This is a genomic window from Nitrospira sp. (assembly GCA_016788885.1).
Classification (GTDB): Bacteria; Nitrospirota; Nitrospiria; order Nitrospirales; family Nitrospiraceae; genus Nitrospira_A.
Window position 1 is genome coordinate 104,594 of sequence record JAEURX010000008.1, and the last position, 18,065, is coordinate 122,658.

The window sequence follows — 18,065 nt, forward strand, 5'->3', positions numbered from 1 at the left end:
CCACACACGTGCTTCATACGATGTGTGACCGGTGGTCCGCTTAGCGACCGCGCCGGCCAGGCTCCTTCGTTGTATGCTGAACCAATGACGATTCGGAAAATCCACCGGTCTCGTGAACGGGACCATTTCCCTCAGGGAGTTCCTGCGCCTCTGCCTGCCCGGAGGGATATACGGGCTGAGTCTCTTCCAAACTGAAGAACCGGCGAGCGGCATCGACATAGGCCGCGCCGCTGGAAGACGTGGCTTCATTTTTCAGGGTCACCATCGTCCCATGCACCATTTTATTGACAATGGCAGAGGCCAGTGCCTCCACGGCGGCACGGTCATCGGAACTCAAGTGCGGCATGCGCGCCAGAACCTTGTCCACCTCACGCCGCTTGATGTCTTCAGTCCGGCTGCGCAAGGCCACGATGGTCGGTGTGACTTCAAGCGACTGGAGCCACTGCCCGAGCACGCCGACCTCTTCGACCACCATTTGCTCGGCTTTCGCCGCTTCCCGCAACCGATCTTCACGATTTTGCTCGACCCGCATGTGCAAGTCATCGATATCGAACAGGAACGCATCGTCGATCGGTCGAACAGCAGGGTCAATATTGCGCGGCACGGAGATATCGATCAAAAACATAGGGCGGCTCAGCCGCTGCTTCATCGCGCGCTGCACATCATCGGCGGTAACCAAAAAGTGCGAGGCGCCGGTGGACACCAGCACGATATCGGCTTCTGCTAATTCGGTCCTGTAATCCTCAAAGGGCACGGCGGTCCCGTTGAATTTTTGCGCCAACTCCAAGCCATGTTGAAAGTTGCGCGTCGTGATTCTCACCTGACGTACACCGTTGGCAATCAGGTGGCGGGCCGCCAGTTTGGCCATTTCACCCGCGCCGATCAGCAACACGGTCTTTTCGGTCAGGTTGGAGAAAATCTTCTTCGCCAGTTCGACGGCAGCGTAACTCACCGACACCGCCGTCTCTGAGATTTTCGTTTCGGTCCGCACACGTTTTGCGACCGAAATGGCTTTCTTGACGATTTTATTCAGCAACAGGCCTGACGCCTTGTGCGTCAAGGCGACCTCGAACGCATCCTTGATTTGGCCGAGAATCTGGGACTCGCCGACGATCATCGAGTCGAGGCTTGAGGCGACACGAAAGAGATGCCCGATGGCGCGATCACCGGCGTGCCAATACAGATGCGGAGTCAGGTGTTCCGACGAAAGAGACAGGTGCGTATCTGCCAAAAATTCCTGCACTCGGCCATAGCCGCTTTCCAAGTCTTCGACGACGGCATACACTTCGACCCGATTACAGGTGGACAGCAGCAGCCCCTCACGAACACCGGGGTACGTACACAGCCGGCTGAGCGCTTCCCGCAGACGACTTTCGGGAACAGCGAGTTTTTCGCGAATTTCAACCGGAGCGGTTTTGTGGCTCAAGCCGACAACAATGACATGCATCAGGACACCGATCCGTGACTTTTCAAGACCACGCCGATCAGGGTCAGAATCACACCCGCGAAACCGATGATCGTCAGGTACGCCGCTCGCTTGGCTCGCCAGCCAATGGTCAGTCGACCGACCAGGACCGCGAAGTAGAAGCCCCAGGTGACCATGGCCCAGGTCTGCTCAGGATTCCAGTTGACGTAAGTACCCCGAACGATTTCTGCGGAGAAGGCCCCGCTGATGATCCCCAGCGTCAACAGCGGAAACCCCATGACGATGGACTGCTGGTTCAAATGATCAAGATAGTCGAGCGCAGGAAGTTTCGCGTAGAGGACGTTGAACCGCTTGGACTTGAGAAGACCGTCTTGAATGAGGTACATCACCCCCGCGACGAATGCCACGGCAAACCCGACCGTCCCCAACATGCTCAAGGTCACATGGACCCATAAGGTCTTGAACACGGGTTGAAGGGTGGAGGCTTCGTCCGACCGGAACGCCGCAGCAGTGACCAGCGACACCAGTGCCAGCGGTACGATAAAGGACCCGAGCACGTGGAGTTGCCGACGGAACTCCACAGCGAGAAACACCAAAATCAGCATCCAGGAGAAAAACGACAGGGCTTCGTGAAAGGTCGGTAACTGAGCCTGGCTGGTGTCCATCATCCTGGCCACCAATGCCACGGTATGGGTGGCGAACCCGGCAGCCGTGATCCCGAGCGAGACCTTTGACAGAGTCTCGGCCCGTCTCAATAGGTAGGCCAGGTAGCAGACGGTGCTCACGAAATAGAGGCCCATCGTGAGCATAAAAAACACAGATGACATTTCTCCCTATCCTCGCAACATTTCAGCGCAAAGTCACTCTTTTTTGGAACTGGAAATTATATCGATGCCGGAAGAACAGAGTCAAGGAATGAGCGCGCATTCCGGCCAGCCATCGGGCACTCTCTTCCTCGTCGGCCTGCCTATCGGACATCCGGATGATCTCACAGTCCGCGCACTGACAATTCTCCGTCGCGTCGACCTCGTCGCAACCAAGAATCCCCGGTCGACGCAGGTACTCCTATCTCACCATGGCATTCATGCTTCCCTCACAACCTACGATCGGAACAATGCGGCGGAGAAGACCCCGATTTTGATCGATCGGTTGAGACAGGGTCGACATATCGCGCTCATCTCCGACTGCGGAATGCCAGCCCTGTACGACCCCGGACGATTACTGATTGCCGCCGCAACAAAGGTACATTTCCCGGTGGAAGTCATTCCCGGACCGTCCATCGTGACCGCAGCAGCCACTCTATGCGGCATGGACACGAATGCGTTCGTGTTCGAAGGTCGCTGCACCGGAAGCCCTCGCGGTCTCACGCGTCGTCTTCAGTCGATACAGTTCGAACCGCGAACCCTCATCCTCCTGCCGCCTGCGCGATCGCTCCGACAGACGCTTCGCGTGATCCTTCGTACCCTCGGTAACCGACGGGTGGTCGTGGGACTCGACCTTACGCAGAGTGGACAGAATGTCCTCCGAGGACGCGTTCGATCCCTCCTCGCAAGGGAGGCGCTGCTTAATGAGGAGTCGCTTGCGGTACTGATCGTAGAAGGCGCGAGGGCCGGAAAGCACGCAGGCAGAAAAGCGACGTAAGAATTATTCGTCGAGACGTTTTCGTATCACGACACGAAAGGATTGATCGGCTCGCTCCTGCGAGAGCACATCATGACCGTCATCGGCCACACTTCGCGGGACATTCCGAATAGGGTCGCCGTCGTCGAGATGAACCAGGAGGAGTTGCCCGGGAGACATGCTCTCCAGTTTGAGCTTGGTCTTTACAAAATTATACGGACAGATAACGCCGCGAAGATCCAACTCTTCATCCGGACGATGGACGTTTGAAGATGTCTGGGACATGTCACCACCCACACTTCATTGATGACTGATAGTAGCAAGCCATTCTTGCTGTTGCAACGACGCACACAGAACCTGCGTCAAAAAGCAAAGCGGGGTGCTCCTTACGAAGCACCCCGCTCAACAACCGGCCATCGAGATGGCCGTAGAGTCTAGTTGGTCCAGCCCTTCTGCAGATTGGGCTTGGCGCTATCCGTTCCATAGTCCGACTTGTTCTGGACCTTGGTTTCCGGAGTCACGGTCTGATAACCCCATCCCGGCTGTGGTTCGCAGTTCCAGCAAGGCGCGGTTCCAGTGAACTCACCCACTGTTGTGGTGACCACGCCACCTGTGACCGTCCCCGGGAATACACCACCGACCGGGCCACCGGTGTTCGTCGCCGAATTCGTCTCGATTCCCCGCTCGGTCGAGGGGGCCGGACGCTGACCAAGACCACCGAATCCCGCCAATTTCTCGTTACCACGGAACAGGTAGACTTCACGCACAAGCTTACGACCAGTCCCGTATACACCCTGTTCGGCCCGTTGATTGACTGGCTCCATGACCTGTACCGAAATGTCATCACCAGCATTCAACGCGCGGATCTGGTCAAGATTGGTCTTCTCGTCCAGGTATAGAGTGAGCGAAGACATCGCACCAGTTCCGGCGCGGCCTTCATCATGAGAACTGCCGCCCGTCTCCAGGTGAAGCTTTCCACCCGGGATATCGATGGCCAGCACGCGACCGAAAACCGTTTCCGGCTGAGAGAGACGCTCCATGAACGCGGTTCGGTCAAACGCTGCCGTGCGGCCGGAGTTGCCCGACACGTCTCCGACTGAGTTACCGACACCGAATCCTGATCCCGACGAGGACTGTGGCAAACGCTCTTGAGCGCCTGCAACACCAACGGAGCTGATGAAAAGCACCGCAGCTCCAAGTGCCAACACGTTACGCATGTGCTGCCTCCTTAGTGATTGGAATTGATAAGAGATTGATGATGGACGGCGATAAACTAAACGAGTCATACGTATTCCAAAGCAAATTCGGGCGAACTATAGGCTAAGCCCCACATCATGTCAAGATGTTTTCGGTCACGACATCCACTATATAGTGTTGTAGCAGATTCCAAAGCCCCATTCATTCGTGAGCGAACGCGTCCTGGAGAGTGGCTCTTCGCGTGGTGGTGGGTCAATGACATCAAAAGGACAGCTCCACTTCCTGTGATGTTGTGAGGCGAGGTTGATGGTGCCCAGAGGGAGGGTCGAACTCCCACTCTCTTGCGAGAACCGGATTTTGAGTCCGGCGCGTCTGCCAGTTCCGCCATCCGGGCACAGATCCCATCAACACACCGCTCCAGATCCCTAACTGATGTGCGAGCGAGGGGCAGCAGTTGTAACATGAACGAGGAAAAGTCGTCAACGGCGCGGCCCGCCCTTTTTTCCGGGTGGCTCCGGTGCTAGAATGCAATCTCAATAGAACGCGACGACTCGACAGACTTACGGAGGCAACCATGGCAGATGTGCAGTGTGTCACCTGCGGCCAGGCGGGCGAAGCAATCACGGATATGTTGTTCTTGGGAAAACTCGAAGCGGAGATCAAGGCCAAGGTCTGTAAGCCCTGCTGGAAGAAGTGGGAAGGGATGCGGGTCATGGTGATCAACGAGTATCAAGTCAATTTGGGTGACGAAAGTGGCCGCGAACTGGTCAAAAAACAAATGAAAGCCTTTCTGAAGCTGGGCGAACAAACCGACACGTCACAGCTCGATCAGAACTATCGGCCGGCCGGCACATAAATTCCGAGACTCGCCCGTGCTCGCCCCCAAATCTTCGTGCAGGCACACGGGCAAAACTCCATCTGCAGGAGGAGGACTTCCGTGCTTCGTTGACCGACCCGTCGCTGGCAGCTCTTGTCGGACCGGAACCCGGGCCTCGGCAACTCACATCGAGCCGACACCACTCTGAATTCATTGACACTCTGATTTCGGAAGTGCTAGAGTGCCCTATTCTTGAGGTTTTCAGCTGACATCGGGAAGGATACCCCCGCCGTGATTACACAAATGCGGGTAAAGGGTCTGATTTTCGACCCCTATAACAACGCCTATATAGTGGTGTTGCGCGACGAAGATAACTCGGACATGCTCCCGATCTGGGTAGGAAAATCAGAAGCGAGTGCCATCGGCTTGGCATTGGAAAGCGTCACCGCGCCGCGTCCCATGACGCACGATTTGATGAAATCGTTCCTCGATACCTTCGATGCCAAGATCATCAGCGTGGTCATCACGGACCTCAACGACAATACCTACTTCGCCACGATTCACTTGATGTACGAAGACTCCGAATATACGGTCGATTCCCGGCCCAGCGATGCGATCGCCCTGGCGCTGCGAAGCAGCGCCCCGATTTTCGCGAGCGAAAAGGTCATTAAGAAGCAGTCTTCTGAAGAGCTTGAGCAGTGGCTTGAAAACCTCAAGCCGGAAGATTTCGGGAAGCTGGATACGTAGTCATGGATGCCGCCAAGCAACAGGACGCCTCGTCGGAACTCGTGGCGCTCACAGTCAAGCAGGTGCTGGACGACGGCAACACCGATACACGCATCGTCGTGCTAAAGAGCGAGGAGGCCGGCGTCACCTTGCCGATTTGGGTCGGGTCAGCTGAGGGGAACGCGATTCGCCTGGCCATGGACCATGTGGTGACGCCTCGCCCCATGAGTCACGATTTGATCCGAAGCTTCGCAGATCACCTGGGCGTTCGAATTGAACGGGTCGTGATTACGGACGTCAAGAGCAGTACGTATTATGCCAGCATTGCGTTCGCCTCGAAGGGACTTCACCGGACCTTGGATGCCAGACCCAGCGATGCCATTGCCTTGGCACTGAGGGCCGGCTGTCCGATTTATGCCACACAGGATGTCCTGAACCGGCGCACCGCCGTGCATCTGGACGCGTGGATCAATAGACTCGATACCAATAATACAGAAACTCAACAGGCGTGAGGCCTGACACCTCACATTAGAATCTTATCGTGCAGGAGTAGATGGAGACCATGACAAAAACGTATCTCGAGAAACCCGCTAATGTGCAACGCAAATGGTACCTCGTGGACGCCGAGGGAAAGACGCTTGGCCGCCTCGCGGCCAAAGTCGCCACCGTGCTGCGAGGCAAGCATAAACCGACCTTTACTCCCCATGTCGACACAGGCGATCATGTCGTCATTGTCAACGCGGAGAAGGTCGTGCTCACCGGCAACAAGATGGAGAATAAGACCTACTCAACTCACAGTGGATTTCCCGGTGGATTGAAGACGCTCACCGCAGAGCACATTCACCGCAAGGACCCGACCAAACTGTTGACGAAGGCCATTGAGGGCATGTTGCCTAAGAACCCCCTCGGTAACCACATGGCCAAGAAATTGCGCGTGTACGCTGGCGCAGCGCACCCGCACCAAGCACAAAAACTAGAATCACTCGCATTGTGATTCTCATTCTTCGAAATCGATCAGTGAAGGAGACCGCCTGATATGGCAGCAATGACGCAGTACGCAACCGGAAAAAGAAAAAGCGCGATCGCGCGCGCATGGGTCACCGCAGCGGCGGGTGACATCGTCGTCAACGAGAAACCATTGGAGCAGGCGTTCCCCCGCCCGACCCTGCGGAATGTGATTCAGTTTCCGTTCGAGTTGGCCGGAGTAGCCGGCAAGTATTCCGTCCGCGCCACCGTCTATGGTGGTGGCCCAGCAGGCCAGGCCGGAGCACTCCGCCATGCCATCTCGAAAGCGCTGGTCATCATGAGCGCGGCCTTCCGCGGTCCCATCAAGAAGGAAGGCCTCCTGACCCGCGATTCTCGCGTGAAAGAACGGAAGAAGTACGGACAGAAGGGTGCCAGAAAGCGCTTCCAATACTCGAAGCGGTAACGATCGACTGGAGCGACAGGGTTCTAAAAGGGAAGGCTCCGCAGCCTTCCCTTTTTTATTGGCGCGCCCACACGGCGGGCAACAATGTGTGACGCGTCGGGAGGCGAAGATGGCATCGGTACGAGTTGCGGTAGCAGGGGCCAGCGGATATACCGGGGCCGAGTTGGTGCGGCTCCTCTCTCAACATCCTCATGTACAACTCACAGCAGTCACTTCAGAAAAGTCAGCCGGTGCGGCTATCTCTGCCGTGTATCCTCACCTGCAGGGAGTCGTGAAACTCTCATTCGAAGCGTTGGCGCCGGAAGCCCTGGCGGAGCGGGCCGATGTTCTGTTTCTTGCGCTCCCCCACACGAAATCCATGGGTCCCGTAGCAACCTGCATGAAAGCCGGCAAACGTGTCATCGATTTGAGTGCCGACTTCCGGCTCAAAGATTCCACCACATATGAAACCTGGTACCAGACTGCACATGCGCAACCCCATCTCATCAAGGAGGCCGTGTATGGCCTGCCGGAACTTCACCGGTCTGCCATCGCACAGGCCCGACTCGTGGCTTCGCCTGGATGTTACCCCACGGCCGCGATCCTGCAGCTGGCACCCTTGATTGCGCATGGATTAGTCGCGGCCGACAGCATTGTGATCGACGCAAAATCCGGCATCTCCGGTGCAGGACGGAGCCCTGCCCTACCCTATCACTTCCCCGAAGCGCATGAATCATTGGAGCCTTACAAGATCGGGCAGCATCGGCACATCCCAGAAATCGAGCAGGAACTCACCGGATTGGCGGGCACAAAGGGACGAACGGCTGAGACTGCACAGGGTCCCGTGACCGTGGCCTTCACACCACATCTGGTGCCGATGAATCGAGGTATCCTCAGCACCGCCTATGCGCGAATGAAGACACAGCCCGATGTTGCTGAGCTGCGGAATCTTTATCGGGAGTTTTACAAGGGCGAGCGCTTTGTGCGACTGCTCGAAGGAGCCATGCCGAATCCCCGCCACGTGCGAGGCGCCAACTATTGCGACATCGCTGTGCATACGGATCGTCGGGCCGGCTGGGTCGTCACTGTGTCGGCCATTGATAACCTGATTAAAGGAGCGGCCGGACAGGCCATTCAGGCGATGAACCTCATGCTGGGTTATCCGGAAGAAACCGGGTTGGTGGCGCCGGGCATCTACCCCTAGCACGCACATGCACGACCACCTCCTGGCGAGTCACTCTCACTTCACATAGGAAGAGCCATGAAGACAATTTCTGGAGGCGTGACTGCGCCAATCGGTTTTCGAGCCGCCGGAGTCTATAGCGGCATCAAAAAGAAAAAAAAGAAGCAACTCGACCTGGCCCTGCTCGTGTCGGACCAAGAAGGTCCCGTAGCCGGAGTCTTTACGAAGAATCACGTTGTCGCCGCGCCGGTCATCCTCGATCGACTGCATCTGAAGCGAGGCCTGGGCCGCGCATTTCTCGTCAACAGCGGGAACGCCAACGCCTGTACCGGACCGGAAGGCATGCAGGCAGCCAAGGAGATGGCGCAACTGGCGGCGACAGCTCTGAACTGCGCCACGCACACCATCTTTGTCGGTTCGACTGGAGTCATCGGACAGCCGCTTCCGATCGCATGCATCCGGGAAGCGCTGCCTGCGCTGGCCGCTCGCTTGACACGCCGGGGCGGATCCGAAGCGGCCTCGGCGATCATGACCACCGACCTCAAACCCAAACAAGTCGCCGTCCGTGCGTTACTCGGTGGAAAAATGGTGACTGTCGGCGGCATGGCCAAAGGCTCGGGCATGATTCATCCCAACATGGCCACGATGCTGGGATATGTGACCACCGATGCAGCCATCGGGCAACGCGCCCTTCAAGCAGCGCTTCGACAGGCGGTCGATCAATCCTTCAATTGCATCACGGTCGACGGCGACACGAGCACCAACGATACGGTGCTCTGCCTGGCAAACGGAATGGCAGGCAATCAGACACTCAAACCGGGATCGGCCGACTTCACACGCTTCTGCGCAATGCTTGAAGAGGTGTGCCGCACCTTGGCGCTAAAAATCTGCTGGGATGGCGAGGGTGTCACCAAAGTCGTACGGGTGGAAGTTACAGGAGCCGCTACGAACAAGGCCGCGAAACAACTCGCGCAAACGGTCGCGACCTCGAATCTTGTAAAAACCGCACTCTTCGGGGGCGATGCCAATTGGGGCCGCGTCATGGCCGCGCTCGGACGCGCCGGCGTGCCCATCGATCCCTCCCGCATCAGCCTGAAATTTGGAGGGATCCCGATGGTGCGCAAGGGACAAGGACTGGGGCGCGCAGCCGAACGGGCACTGACCAAGGTCTTCAAAGCCAAAGAGTTCACGATTCTCATCGATCTGGCCCAAGGCAAGGCCGGGGCACACATGTGGACCACGGATTTGTCCTACGAATATGTGCGAATCAACGCGAGTTATCGCTCGTAAGGGGCCACGCGCGGTTGCAAAATCTCGGCCACTATGCTAGCGTTCGTGCGTTTCGCGCAATGAACGGTTCGTCCCATTGTTCGCCGCGCGGCATTCAAAATCAGGGACAACTTATTTAAATCCGCACCAGCGTGATGCGCACGCTGCGCAGCCTGAGAATAAGGGGGACATCCCCCTCGCCGTGAGCTGTTGCCAGGCGCTCTGCAGGCTTCGGAGGGAGGTGAAGGTATGGGAGTAGTTGCGATTAAGGAATTACTGGAAGCCGGCGTCCATTTCGGGCACCAGACCAACCGTTGGAATCCGAAAATGAAGCGGTTTCTGTTCGGAGAACGTAACGGCGTCTACATTATCGACCTTCAACAAACGGTTGAACGCATGGAGCAGGCCTATGCCTTCGCTCGCGACACCGTGGCAGCCGGTGACTCCGTCCTGTTCGTCGGCACAAAGCGCCAAGCTGCTGAAATTCTGGAAGAAGAGGCCAAACGCGCCAACCAGTTCTATATCAACCAGCGCTGGCTGGGCGGCATGCTGACCAACTTCCAGACCATCCGCCGCAGCATCGACAAAATGAAGAAGATGGAAGCGACCCTCGCTGACCCGACTCATCAGGGCCACACGAAAAAAGAGCTCGGGCAGATGCAGAAGGAAGTCGTCAAACTGCAGAAGAACTTGTCCGGTATTCGCAACATGCGGGCCCTGCCCGGCGCCGTCTTCATTCTGGATACGCGCATCGAGCACATCGCCATCCTCGAGGCCAGCCGGTTGGAAATTCCCGTGATTGCGATCGTCGATTCAAACTGCGATCCGGATCACATTCAATATCCCATTCCCGGCAACGACGACGCGATTCGTTCCATCAAGCTGATTATCTCCAGAATTGCGGACGCCTGCCTCGAAGGCGCCCATCTGCGCACCCAGCAGGAAGAGACGGAATTCGCATCGGCACCGGCCGGCGGCGCGGCCAAACCTGCGCCCAAACTGGCCGGCGTGTCCGCATCCTAAGGGCCGCATCTCGCACGATGACATTGTTCTATTCGATTAACTGAGGAAGCCATGGCAAGTTTGAGCGAGCTGGTGAAAGAGTTGCGTGAAAAGACCGGGGCCGGCATTCTGGATTGCCAGAAAGCCTTAACCGAAAACGGAAACAGCATCGATAAAGCGATCGACTACCTTCGACAGAAGGGCTTGGCGGCAGCGCAGAAAAAGGCCGGACGGGAAACCAACCAGGGCTTGATCCACGCGTACATCCATGCCGGCGGAAAAATCGGCGTACTCATCGAAGTGAACTGCGAAACCGATTTCGTGGCGCGCAATGAGCAATTTAAGGCCTTCGTCAACGATCTCGCCCTGCAGGTGGCGGCCGCAAGTCCCTCCTACGTAAGGCGGGAAGAAATCGCCGCCGATGTGGTGGCGAAGGAACGAAGCATTTACGAAGGGCAAGCCAAGGAACTGGGGAAGCCGCCGGCCGCCTGGCCGAAAATCGTCGAAGGCAAACTCGAAAAGTTCTATCAAGAGAATTGCTTGCTCGAACAGGGGTTCATCAAGGATCCGTCCGTCGTGATCAAGGATCTCCTGGCGCAACAAATTGCTACCATCGGCGAGAACATGAACATCCGCCGATTTACACGATTCCAATTAGGCCAAGCATGAGTTCTGCTCATTACCGCCGCATCCTGCTGAAAGTCAGCGGAGAAATGCTGGCCGGTGAGCAGGGCTATGGCATCCAACCCTCGATTCTCGAAGGTCTGGCGGAAGAAATTGCCGACGTCGTCGCGATGGACGTCGAAGTCGCCGTCGTCATCGGCGGCGGCAATATCTTCCGCGGCCTGGCCGCCAGCGCCCGCGGTATGGAGCGCGCCTCCGCCGACTACATGGGTATGCTTGCCACCGTACTCAATGCGCTCGCACTTCAGAACGCGCTGGAAGGCCGCGGCGTGAGCACTCGTGTCCAATCCGCGATCGAAATGCGTCAGCTGGCCGAAGGCTATATTCGGCGGCGCGCCATCCGTCACTTGGAAAAGAAACGCGTGGTGATCTTTGCCGGAGGTACGGGGAACCCCTATTTCTCCACCGACACCGCTGCGTCGCTCAGGGCGATGGAAATCGGTGCGCAGGTCATCATGAAAGGCACCAAGGTCGACGGCATCTACGACAGCGATCCGGTCAAAAATCCACAAGCCAAAAAATACAACGAGATTCCTTTTCTCTCGATTCTCACCCAGAATCTCAAAGTCATGGACTCAACCGCCATCAGCTTGTGCATGGACAACCGATTGCCGTTGATCGTCTTCAACTTGAAAGAAAAGGGCAACTTCAAACGTGTCGTCCAGGGAGATTCCATCGGAACCCTGGTCACCGTGGAAAGCCGCTAAGGGAGAGGCTGATGTCGACGGCGCAGGAAGTCAAACACCGGGTTACCGAAAAGATGGATCACGCGATCGAGCATTTGAAACGTGACTTGGCGGGAATCCGCACCGGTCGCGCGTCGGTGGCTCTCCTCGACGGCATCAAAGTCGATTATTACGGCACACTGACCCCGTTGAAACAGGTGGCGAACGTGGCGACGCCGGAGGCCCGCCTCATCACGATTCAACCGTGGGAACAGAACCTGATCCGGGAAGTTGAAAAGGCGATTCAAACCTCCGACCTGGGACTGACGCCCTCGAACGACGGCAAAATGATCCGCATTCCCCTTCCTCCGCTGACCGAAGAGCGCCGCAAGGATCTCATTAAGGTCTGTAAAAAGCACGGCGAAGAAATGAAGGTACAGATTCGCGGCTTTCGGCGGGACGGAAATGAGGAATTGAAGAAATTGCAGAAAGACGCCAAGCTCACCGAAGACGAGCTGCGAAAGTCGGAAACAGAGATCCAAAAATTCACCGACCAGTATGTGCAGAAAATCGACGACATGATGAAGAAAAAAGAAGGCGAAATTCTGGAAGTCTAGCGCCCCAATTCTGTTGTCAGACACTGCGTGTACCAGCCGTCCGAATCCTCCCCAACTTCAGCCTCCGTTGATCTGACTGCTCTCGCACAGAATGTTGCCCATGTGCGCCGTCTGGCGCCGCATGCCGAGATGCTGGCCGTCGTCAAGGCTAATGCCTACGGACATGGCGCGGTCGAGATTACTCGCGCACTGCAACAACTGGCCGTCCACCGGTTCGGCGTAGCCACGGTGGACGAAGGCGTTGCGCTTCGCCAAGCCGGCATCCGTGATGCCATCGTCGTCTTAGGCGCGACCATGCCCGCGCAATTTTCTGACCTCGCCGCCCACCGGTTGACTCCCGTTCTCTATCGTGCCGACTTGGTCCAAACATTTGCCGCCGCCGTCGAACCAAGCGCGACACCCTACCCCGTTCACATCAAAATCGAAACCGGGATGGGACGATTGGGTGTGCTGCCGCACGAACTGCCCGATCTTCTTTCCAAGCCTGAATTCCGCGCGCCGCTGCGCCTCGAAGGCCTCATGACGCATCTTGCTGATGCCGACAATCAGCATGTCGAGCACACGGAAAACCAACTCGCGCGATTTCAGCAGGTCCTCCATCTCGTACAGGAACACGGCCTCGCAATTCCTTTGATTCATGTCGCCAATAGCGCCGGCATCATTAAATTTCCCACCAGCCAGCACTCACTCGTACGGCCCGGCATCATGTTGTACGGATACCATACCCTCCCGAACGACTCGACGAATCCCGAATTGCAGCCGATCCTCACGTGGAAGACGACTATCGCTCATATGCATACAATTGCAGCGGGAGGCGGCGTCAGTTACAACCGGACCTTCATCGCATCGCGGCAGACGCGCGTGGCGGTGTTACCGGTCGGGTATGCAGACGGGTACAACCGGTTGCTCTCGAATCGTGGACAGGTGTTGATCGGCGGACAACGGGTGCCGGTGATCGGACGAGTGTGCATGGATATGACGATGGTCGATGTTACGGACGTACGTAGCGCTACTATCGGAGACGAAGCAATCCTGATTGGACAACAGGGCTCCGAGCGGATCACTGCGGCTGACCTGGCCGCCTGGCAACAGACCATTCCCTATGAGATTCTCTGCGCCATCGGTCCCCGCGTGCCGCGCCGTTATCTGTCGCTCGTCTCACCCGCCGATGATGCGCGGTAACACCCCTGAAGGCAACGCCGCCACAACCGCCCTCAGCCGCAGTCACACGGCACCCTCTTGCCTTCCCCGCCCCGGTTCCCTCATAGTCCATACGTAGTCTGGGGAGCGCAGTCTGATCACGATTCGATCTCTCACAAACGGCATGAGGAAACACCCATGACTCGCTGGATCCCGTTGACGCAGCGCCTCCTGATTCGATGGTGCGCGGTCACCCTGCTTGTTATCCCTGTCAGCTCGGCTATAGCAGCAACCGCTCAGGCGCCAGGACAAACCGGAACGCCACCGTCAGCCATGACCATCCATATCCCGATCCCGGTGACACCACTCGCTGAGCTATATGGGAACTTGTCTCAGCAACTTGCGACACAGCAAAACCGCGGTCACGACTGGATCACCTTGGGAGGCGGAAGCGGTTTTCTCAAATACCGGCTCTGGCCTCACGAACAGGGCTCGACCACAGCGGAAGACCGACTGCTGTCTCACAGCACCGTGCCGTTCGGGGTGGAGTATGGCAAGCACATCAAAGGGTCCATCACCAAAATTGCCGAATGCGGACAGCGCGATGCCTCCGCAGGAACGGGACGACTGTCGGTCACAGTGGCCACGATGTTCAAGCAGGGCCGCAGCTATACGATACTTCCCACCAGCCAGGTCAGCGCCGTGCAATCTACCCAATCGTGCCTGTTGTCCGAGCAGGGCGTGGACGCAAGCCCACTGATGGCGCAAGTCTACCGAAGTGATTTACAGGAGGTGCTGCCCGCAATCGATCGCAAAGCATCCGGCCTCGTTACCATCAAACCGGCGGTCGCGCGTATCTGGAACGATCTCCAGGAGCCATTGCTGCTGGATGAGACAGAGCAGCTCTGGCTCGCATTGAACCCTGAAAGCACCGCCATGGCCGGAGTCGCGCCGCTATCCGGTGGTCCCGCAGCGGGCTATGGTGTCATCGCAAGGCCCACGGTCGTGCGAGGCGCTAAACCCATCCCGCGCCCTCTGCCGTTGCCCGAACCGCAGGATCGCTTTCATGATGACGGCTTTCATGTCAATTTTGCATTGCAGGTGCCCATCGAAGAAGCGAATCAACGGTTGCGGGAAGCGGTCATCGGACAGGAATGGTCGTTGGGCGTCGGGACGATCAAGATCGTCAACGCGACGCTCTATCCACTGGGTAATCAGGTGGGAGTCGAATTGATTCTTCGAGGACTATTGCCGCTGACCCTGCGCCTCAAGGGAACACCGGCCTATGACGAATCGGCGGGACGCATCCTCTTCCGGGAAGTCGATTACACCATCAAGGAACGCACCCCCGCCACAGACCTGGCGGAAGAATGGCTGCATGAACCGCTGCGAGAGGAATTGGCCGGCAGACTGACCTTGCCGATCCGGGAAGAATTAGACGTGATGCGGCAGGCGCTCGAGAAGGGGCTCAACCGTGAGATGAGCGGTGGCCGGTTGCGCGGCACGGTCAAACACTTGTCACTGGAAGACCTTGGGGTTCAGGCCGCCAGTCTCTCGGTCCGCTTCAAGACCGAAGGCACGCTGCGCTACGACGCCCGCCCCGACGTCGTCGCGCCGTAATTGGACACTACACCTTCAGCTTTCGTTTCAACTGCGTTTGCACACTCGATACCTTGCTGTCCAACCGTCCCTTCGGCCCCTTGCGATAGTCGATCTTGATGCTGCAGGACACGCGATTACAATCCTTGCGCATGCGCAGGTAGCACTTCTTGACGACCGCCATGACCTCGTCCCACTCCCCTTCCAGCACCGTGCCCATCGGATTCAATCGATAGGCCACTCCGCTTTTGTCGATGATATCGAGGGAGCGCGCGACATACTTGCTCACACTCTCGCCCTTGCCCAGCGGCGACATGCTGAATTCCAATAACACCATGTCTCTGTCCATCCTTCCTATGGCGTCGCCGGTGATGCGGCGGCCTGCTGTTTGGCACGATGCTCAGCCCAGACCTTCGGATACTGCACCTTCCCCAACAGGCGAAATCCGTCCAGTGCTTCGCGCAAGAGCGCGCGGCGTTTCTCGGCATCCGGCTCATTCGCCTTCGCTTGCTCACGAAGGTCGGCAAGCCAATCGACGAAGGCCGCAAATTCGCTATCGAGAATCCGCTCCAGATCTTCTTTCATGAATCCCGACAAAGCCGGCGCCTGGCCGCTCGAGCTGATCGCCACGCGAACATGCCCCGAACTGACCACCGCCGGCATCACAACATTCGAGACATCGGGCTGATCGACGGACCAGAGCAGGAATTTCTGTTCACGAGCCAACCGGATCAGTGAGTGCGCGAGTTCGCGATCATCCCGCAAGGTATTCAGGACCAGAATGACGCTCTCCAGATCGTTGGCGCGAAAGTGCCTTCCGCGGTGGATGATTTTCGCGGACGCAGCGAGTTTACGGAGTGCTTCGTGGAGCGTGGGACTGACGACCGTCACTTTGGCACCGGCATCCAATAACCGCTGCGCCTTATCTGCCGCCTCTTCATTGCCCCCGATGACCAGCACCGGCCATCCACGCACATCAAGTGAAATTTGAAACCCAGGATTTGCCGCCATGATAATCGTCCTCCCAGAAACCCACGACAACGTAAAGCCGTATCATACAACAGGCGATTTCGCAGGGTAAACCGGCTCCGCCATTCCCCTTTACGCCGGGAGCTGGGTATAATGCGCCCGCAACGGAAGGCAAGAGCCCCAGGGTTCGTGACGGGTTATCAAAGGAGTCTATCGTGGCTGGATATACAGGACGGTCCCTGGTCATGGCCGGCGGGATCATCGGGATTGCAGCGCTAGCGGCCTACTTCGGCGTCGCGCATATCGGAGAACCGGACCAGGGCGGCGGATCAATTGCCGGACAGGTACAGATTGCGCCGAATCTCGCCGACCAGGTCAAACCAACAGACGTGCTGTTTGTGATCGTGCGACGCCCCACCGGGCCCCCAAGGCCAATCGCGGCCAAGCGCTTTGACGGACCGAAATTCCCGGTACAGTTCGAAATTACGAACGAGGATGTGATGGTGAAGGGCAGCGAGCTCAAGGGGATGGTCGATGTGATCGCGCGCCTCGATCGAGACGGCCAGGCCGGGCAACCCCAACCGGGAGATATGGAAGGGCGCTATGCGAAAAACCCGACCCTGCCCGGCGGGCGCGATCTCACGATTACGATCGATAAGGTGTATTAACGACCGGCGAACATACCCGAGCCTCAGCGAAGGAGAACGAGGCTGGCAGAACAGGACAGGAACCACACGTCATCGAGTGAGTGCGGCATTGAGGCATCAGTCCATCACGAGTCAGTAGGCGGCTACGTCTCAGGCGGATCGGCATCCAACTCGAGATTCCAGTAGAGATAGTCCCGCCAACTTTCCGGCGTGTTCCGGATCCCGATGGTGATTGTCACGGTGGGGCTCCAGCGAGGCTTCACCGGCTTTTTCGTCAGGCGCATGTTGGCCTCTTCCGGCGTCCGTCCGCTTTTCCGATTGTTACAACGCCAGCACGCCGTCACGATGTTTTCCCAGGTCTTGCGTCCACCTTTCGCAATGGGCACCACATGGTCGAAGGTCAGTTCCTCTGTGCGGAACTTGTGCCGGCAGTATTGGCAGCAATACCCGTCGCGGGTGAAAATATTGATGCGAGAGAACTTCACCGCGCGATGGCTGTCCTTCAGCTTGACCAGCTTCAGGAGCCGCATCACCGAAGGCAGTTTAATCGAGATCGAGATACCGTGGATTTGGCGGTCGTAGACTTCGAGGACTTCGACCTTCCCCTGCCAGAGCAAGGTAATGGCCTTCTGCCAATGCAGGACACGCAGCGGTTCATAGGTGGAGTTGAGCAACAAGGTCATTTCCATAGTGGCTCCGGCGATCTCCTATGAGTGCACTATTTCAAGAATAGCAAAATGACGGCGCTGTTACACCCTTCCCTGAATGTTCCCGTTCAATCTATGCCATATGCAGCCAATGAAATCAAGCGCTTAGACAATACCGTTCACGATGTCACACAATATTGAGACGGCCTGTACCCCGCTGTAACCTGGAGAGGACTCTTATGGATTCGAAGCCCAACTATATCACCGTCGCCCAGGTGGACCAGGTTCCTCCAGGCACCTGTCGCACAGTTGAAGTCGAGGGAATTTTTCTCGCCCTCTGCAATGTCGCCGGAACCTTTCATGTCGTCGATAATACATGCCCGCACGCAGGGGGACCGCTGGGCGAAGGATGCATGGATGGTGAACTGGTCGAATGCCCCTGGCACGGG

At 57.4% G+C, this 18,065-nt stretch carries 23 protein-coding genes and 1 tRNA gene; 16 read left to right on the plus strand and 8 right to left on the minus strand.

The genetic code is table 11. The features are described from left to right. Positions 1–40: 40 nt before the first annotated feature. Both JNL86_01940 and ccsA read right to left on the minus strand, forming a co-directional pair. Positions 41–1,447 (minus strand): glutamyl-tRNA reductase, encoded by a 1,407-nt coding sequence (locus JNL86_01940; GenBank protein MBL8041665.1) that lies wholly within the window; start codon positions 1,445–1,447, stop codon positions 41–43. Beyond that, positions 1,447–2,253: a cytochrome c biogenesis protein CcsA gene (gene ccsA / locus JNL86_01945; protein MBL8041666.1), complete on the minus strand. Its 807-nt coding sequence runs from the start codon at positions 2,251–2,253 to the stop codon at positions 1,447–1,449. Before ccsA ends, JNL86_01940 begins: the two co-directional genes overlap by 1 nt. A gap of 88 nt (positions 2,254–2,341) precedes the next feature. On the opposite strand from ccsA, the gene JNL86_01950 reads away from it, so the two are divergent. Further along, on the plus strand, positions 2,342–3,067 hold the full coding sequence (locus tag JNL86_01950) for a hypothetical protein (protein MBL8041667.1): 726 nt from the start codon (positions 2,342–2,344) through the stop codon (positions 3,065–3,067). 3 nt (positions 3,068–3,070) lie between these two features. Here the strand turns inward: JNL86_01950 and JNL86_01955 are convergent, their stop codons facing one another. From JNL86_01955 to JNL86_01965, 3 genes are all read right to left on the minus strand, one after another. Further along, entirely contained in the window at positions 3,071–3,331 is a 261-nt protein-coding gene (locus JNL86_01955; GenBank protein ID MBL8041668.1) for a sulfurtransferase TusA family protein, read from the minus strand. A 149-nt stretch (positions 3,332–3,480) separates the two neighbouring features. After that, the gene (locus JNL86_01960; protein MBL8041669.1) at positions 3,481–4,263 is read right to left on the minus strand and encodes a hypothetical protein; all 783 of its coding nucleotides are present in this window, start codon (positions 4,261–4,263) and stop codon (positions 3,481–3,483) included. A gap of 287 nt (positions 4,264–4,550) precedes the next feature. Further along, positions 4,551–4,637: transfer RNA gene (locus JNL86_01965), tRNA-Leu, on the minus strand. Between the two features lie 180 nt (positions 4,638–4,817). Here JNL86_01965 and JNL86_01970 point away from each other — a divergent pair. From JNL86_01970 to JNL86_02030, 13 genes are all read left to right on the plus strand, one after another. Next, complete coding sequence (locus JNL86_01970) at positions 4,818–5,099, plus strand: Fe(2+)-trafficking protein (protein ID MBL8041670.1); 282 nt, start codon at positions 4,818–4,820, stop codon at positions 5,097–5,099. Positions 5,100–5,351: 252 nt separating this feature from the next. Continuing rightward, on the plus strand, positions 5,352–5,807 hold the full coding sequence (locus JNL86_01975; GenBank protein ID MBL8041671.1) for a bifunctional nuclease family protein: 456 nt from the start codon (positions 5,352–5,354) through the stop codon (positions 5,805–5,807). Between the two features lie 2 nt (positions 5,808–5,809). Continuing rightward, positions 5,810–6,298, plus strand: a complete 489-nt coding sequence (locus tag JNL86_01980; GenBank protein MBL8041672.1) for a bifunctional nuclease family protein — start codon at positions 5,810–5,812, stop codon at positions 6,296–6,298. 50 nt (positions 6,299–6,348) lie between these two features. After that, positions 6,349–6,780: a 50S ribosomal protein L13 gene (gene rplM / locus JNL86_01985; protein MBL8041673.1), complete on the plus strand. Its 432-nt coding sequence runs from the start codon at positions 6,349–6,351 to the stop codon at positions 6,778–6,780. A 51-nt stretch (positions 6,781–6,831) separates the two neighbouring features. After that, complete coding sequence (gene rpsI, locus JNL86_01990; GenBank protein MBL8041674.1) at positions 6,832–7,215, plus strand: 30S ribosomal protein S9; 384 nt, start codon at positions 6,832–6,834, stop codon at positions 7,213–7,215. Positions 7,216–7,324: 109 nt separating this feature from the next. Beyond that, a complete protein-coding gene (locus tag JNL86_01995; protein MBL8041675.1) occupies positions 7,325–8,398 on the plus strand; it encodes an N-acetyl-gamma-glutamyl-phosphate reductase in 1,074 nt (357 codons plus the stop codon). Between the two features lie 57 nt (positions 8,399–8,455). Further along, positions 8,456–9,667 carry a bifunctional glutamate N-acetyltransferase/amino-acid acetyltransferase ArgJ gene (argJ, locus tag JNL86_02000; protein ID MBL8041676.1) on the plus strand — a complete coding sequence of 404 codons (1,212 nt, stop codon included), beginning with the start codon at positions 8,456–8,458 and terminating at the stop codon, positions 9,665–9,667. Positions 9,668–9,895: 228 nt separating this feature from the next. Next, on the plus strand, positions 9,896–10,669 hold the full coding sequence (rpsB, locus tag JNL86_02005; GenBank protein MBL8041677.1) for a 30S ribosomal protein S2: 774 nt from the start codon (positions 9,896–9,898) through the stop codon (positions 10,667–10,669). A gap of 51 nt (positions 10,670–10,720) precedes the next feature. Next, a complete protein-coding gene (tsf, locus tag JNL86_02010; GenBank protein MBL8041678.1) occupies positions 10,721–11,317 on the plus strand; it encodes a translation elongation factor Ts in 597 nt (198 codons plus the stop codon). Further along, a complete protein-coding gene (locus JNL86_02015) occupies positions 11,314–12,039 on the plus strand; it encodes a UMP kinase (protein MBL8041679.1) in 726 nt (241 codons plus the stop codon). The genes tsf and JNL86_02015 overlap by 4 nt, the downstream gene beginning before the upstream one ends. Positions 12,040–12,050: 11 nt before the next feature. Then, positions 12,051–12,614: a ribosome recycling factor gene (frr, locus tag JNL86_02020; protein MBL8041680.1), complete on the plus strand. Its 564-nt coding sequence runs from the start codon at positions 12,051–12,053 to the stop codon at positions 12,612–12,614. A gap of 27 nt (positions 12,615–12,641) precedes the next feature. Next, entirely contained in the window at positions 12,642–13,796 is a 1,155-nt protein-coding gene (alr, locus tag JNL86_02025) for an alanine racemase (protein MBL8041681.1), read from the plus strand. Between the two features lie 156 nt (positions 13,797–13,952). After that, the gene (locus tag JNL86_02030) at positions 13,953–15,374 is read left to right on the plus strand and encodes a DUF4403 family protein (GenBank protein MBL8041682.1); all 1,422 of its coding nucleotides are present in this window, start codon (positions 13,953–13,955) and stop codon (positions 15,372–15,374) included. Between the two features lie 7 nt (positions 15,375–15,381). Here JNL86_02030 and JNL86_02035 read toward each other — a convergent pair whose 3' ends face one another. Together JNL86_02035 and JNL86_02040 are read right to left on the minus strand one after the other, a co-directional pair. After that, on the minus strand, positions 15,382–15,690 hold the full coding sequence (locus JNL86_02035; GenBank protein MBL8041683.1) for an MTH1187 family thiamine-binding protein: 309 nt from the start codon (positions 15,688–15,690) through the stop codon (positions 15,382–15,384). 17 nt (positions 15,691–15,707) lie between these two features. Then, on the minus strand, positions 15,708–16,364 hold the full coding sequence (locus JNL86_02040; protein ID MBL8041684.1) for a bifunctional precorrin-2 dehydrogenase/sirohydrochlorin ferrochelatase: 657 nt from the start codon (positions 16,362–16,364) through the stop codon (positions 15,708–15,710). Between the two features lie 173 nt (positions 16,365–16,537). Between JNL86_02040 and JNL86_02045 the strand changes: the two genes are divergently transcribed. After that, positions 16,538–16,990, plus strand: a complete 453-nt coding sequence (locus tag JNL86_02045) for a hypothetical protein (protein ID MBL8041685.1) — start codon at positions 16,538–16,540, stop codon at positions 16,988–16,990. 122 nt (positions 16,991–17,112) lie between these two features. On the opposite strand, the gene JNL86_02050 is transcribed toward JNL86_02045, so the two are convergent. Beyond that, positions 17,113–17,658 carry an HNH endonuclease gene (locus JNL86_02050; GenBank protein MBL8041686.1) on the minus strand — a complete coding sequence of 182 codons (546 nt, stop codon included), beginning with the start codon at positions 17,656–17,658 and terminating at the stop codon, positions 17,113–17,115. Between the two features lie 197 nt (positions 17,659–17,855). On the opposite strand from JNL86_02050, the gene JNL86_02055 reads away from it, so the two are divergent. Then, a partial coding sequence (locus JNL86_02055; protein ID MBL8041687.1) for a Rieske 2Fe-2S domain-containing protein occupies positions 17,856–18,065 on the plus strand: 210 nt, incomplete at its 3' end.

Bases quoted from the DNA above. Each gene is read 5' to 3' on its own strand.
- JNL86_02035 (MBL8041683.1), bottom strand. From the start codon at position 15,690: ATGGTGTTATTGGAATTCAGCATGTCGCCGCTGGGCAAGGGCGAGAGT.
- JNL86_01950 (MBL8041667.1), top strand. From the start codon at position 2,342: ATGAGCGCGCATTCCGGCCAGCCATCGGGCACTCTCTTCCTCGTCGGC.
- JNL86_01955 (MBL8041668.1), bottom strand. From the start codon at position 3,331: ATGTCCCAGACATCTTCAAACGTCCATCGTCCGGATGAAGAGTTGGAT.
- JNL86_02040 (MBL8041684.1), bottom strand. From the start codon at position 16,364: ATGGCGGCAAATCCTGGGTTTCAAATTTCACTTGATGTGCGTGGATGG.
- ccsA (MBL8041666.1), bottom strand. From the start codon at position 2,253: ATGTCATCTGTGTTTTTTATGCTCACGATGGGCCTCTATTTCGTGAGC.
- JNL86_01995 (MBL8041675.1), top strand. From the start codon at position 7,325: ATGGCATCGGTACGAGTTGCGGTAGCAGGGGCCAGCGGATATACCGGG.
- rplM (MBL8041673.1), top strand. From the start codon at position 6,349: ATGACAAAAACGTATCTCGAGAAACCCGCTAATGTGCAACGCAAATGG.
- tsf (MBL8041678.1), top strand. From the start codon at position 10,721: ATGGCAAGTTTGAGCGAGCTGGTGAAAGAGTTGCGTGAAAAGACCGGG.
- JNL86_01970 (MBL8041670.1), top strand. From the start codon at position 4,818: ATGGCAGATGTGCAGTGTGTCACCTGCGGCCAGGCGGGCGAAGCAATC.
- argJ (MBL8041676.1), top strand. From the start codon at position 8,456: ATGAAGACAATTTCTGGAGGCGTGACTGCGCCAATCGGTTTTCGAGCC.
- rpsB (MBL8041677.1), top strand. From the start codon at position 9,896: ATGGGAGTAGTTGCGATTAAGGAATTACTGGAAGCCGGCGTCCATTTC.
- JNL86_01940 (MBL8041665.1), bottom strand. From the start codon at position 1,447: ATGCATGTCATTGTTGTCGGCTTGAGCCACAAAACCGCTCCGGTTGAA.
- JNL86_01960 (MBL8041669.1), bottom strand. From the start codon at position 4,263: ATGCGTAACGTGTTGGCACTTGGAGCTGCGGTGCTTTTCATCAGCTCC.
- rpsI (MBL8041674.1), top strand. From the start codon at position 6,832: ATGACGCAGTACGCAACCGGAAAAAGAAAAAGCGCGATCGCGCGCGCA.
- JNL86_02030 (MBL8041682.1), top strand. From the start codon at position 13,953: ATGACTCGCTGGATCCCGTTGACGCAGCGCCTCCTGATTCGATGGTGC.
- JNL86_02015 (MBL8041679.1), top strand. From the start codon at position 11,314: ATGAGTTCTGCTCATTACCGCCGCATCCTGCTGAAAGTCAGCGGAGAA.
- frr (MBL8041680.1), top strand. From the start codon at position 12,051: ATGTCGACGGCGCAGGAAGTCAAACACCGGGTTACCGAAAAGATGGAT.
- JNL86_01980 (MBL8041672.1), top strand. From the start codon at position 5,810: ATGGATGCCGCCAAGCAACAGGACGCCTCGTCGGAACTCGTGGCGCTC.
- JNL86_02050 (MBL8041686.1), bottom strand. From the start codon at position 17,658: ATGGAAATGACCTTGTTGCTCAACTCCACCTATGAACCGCTGCGTGTC.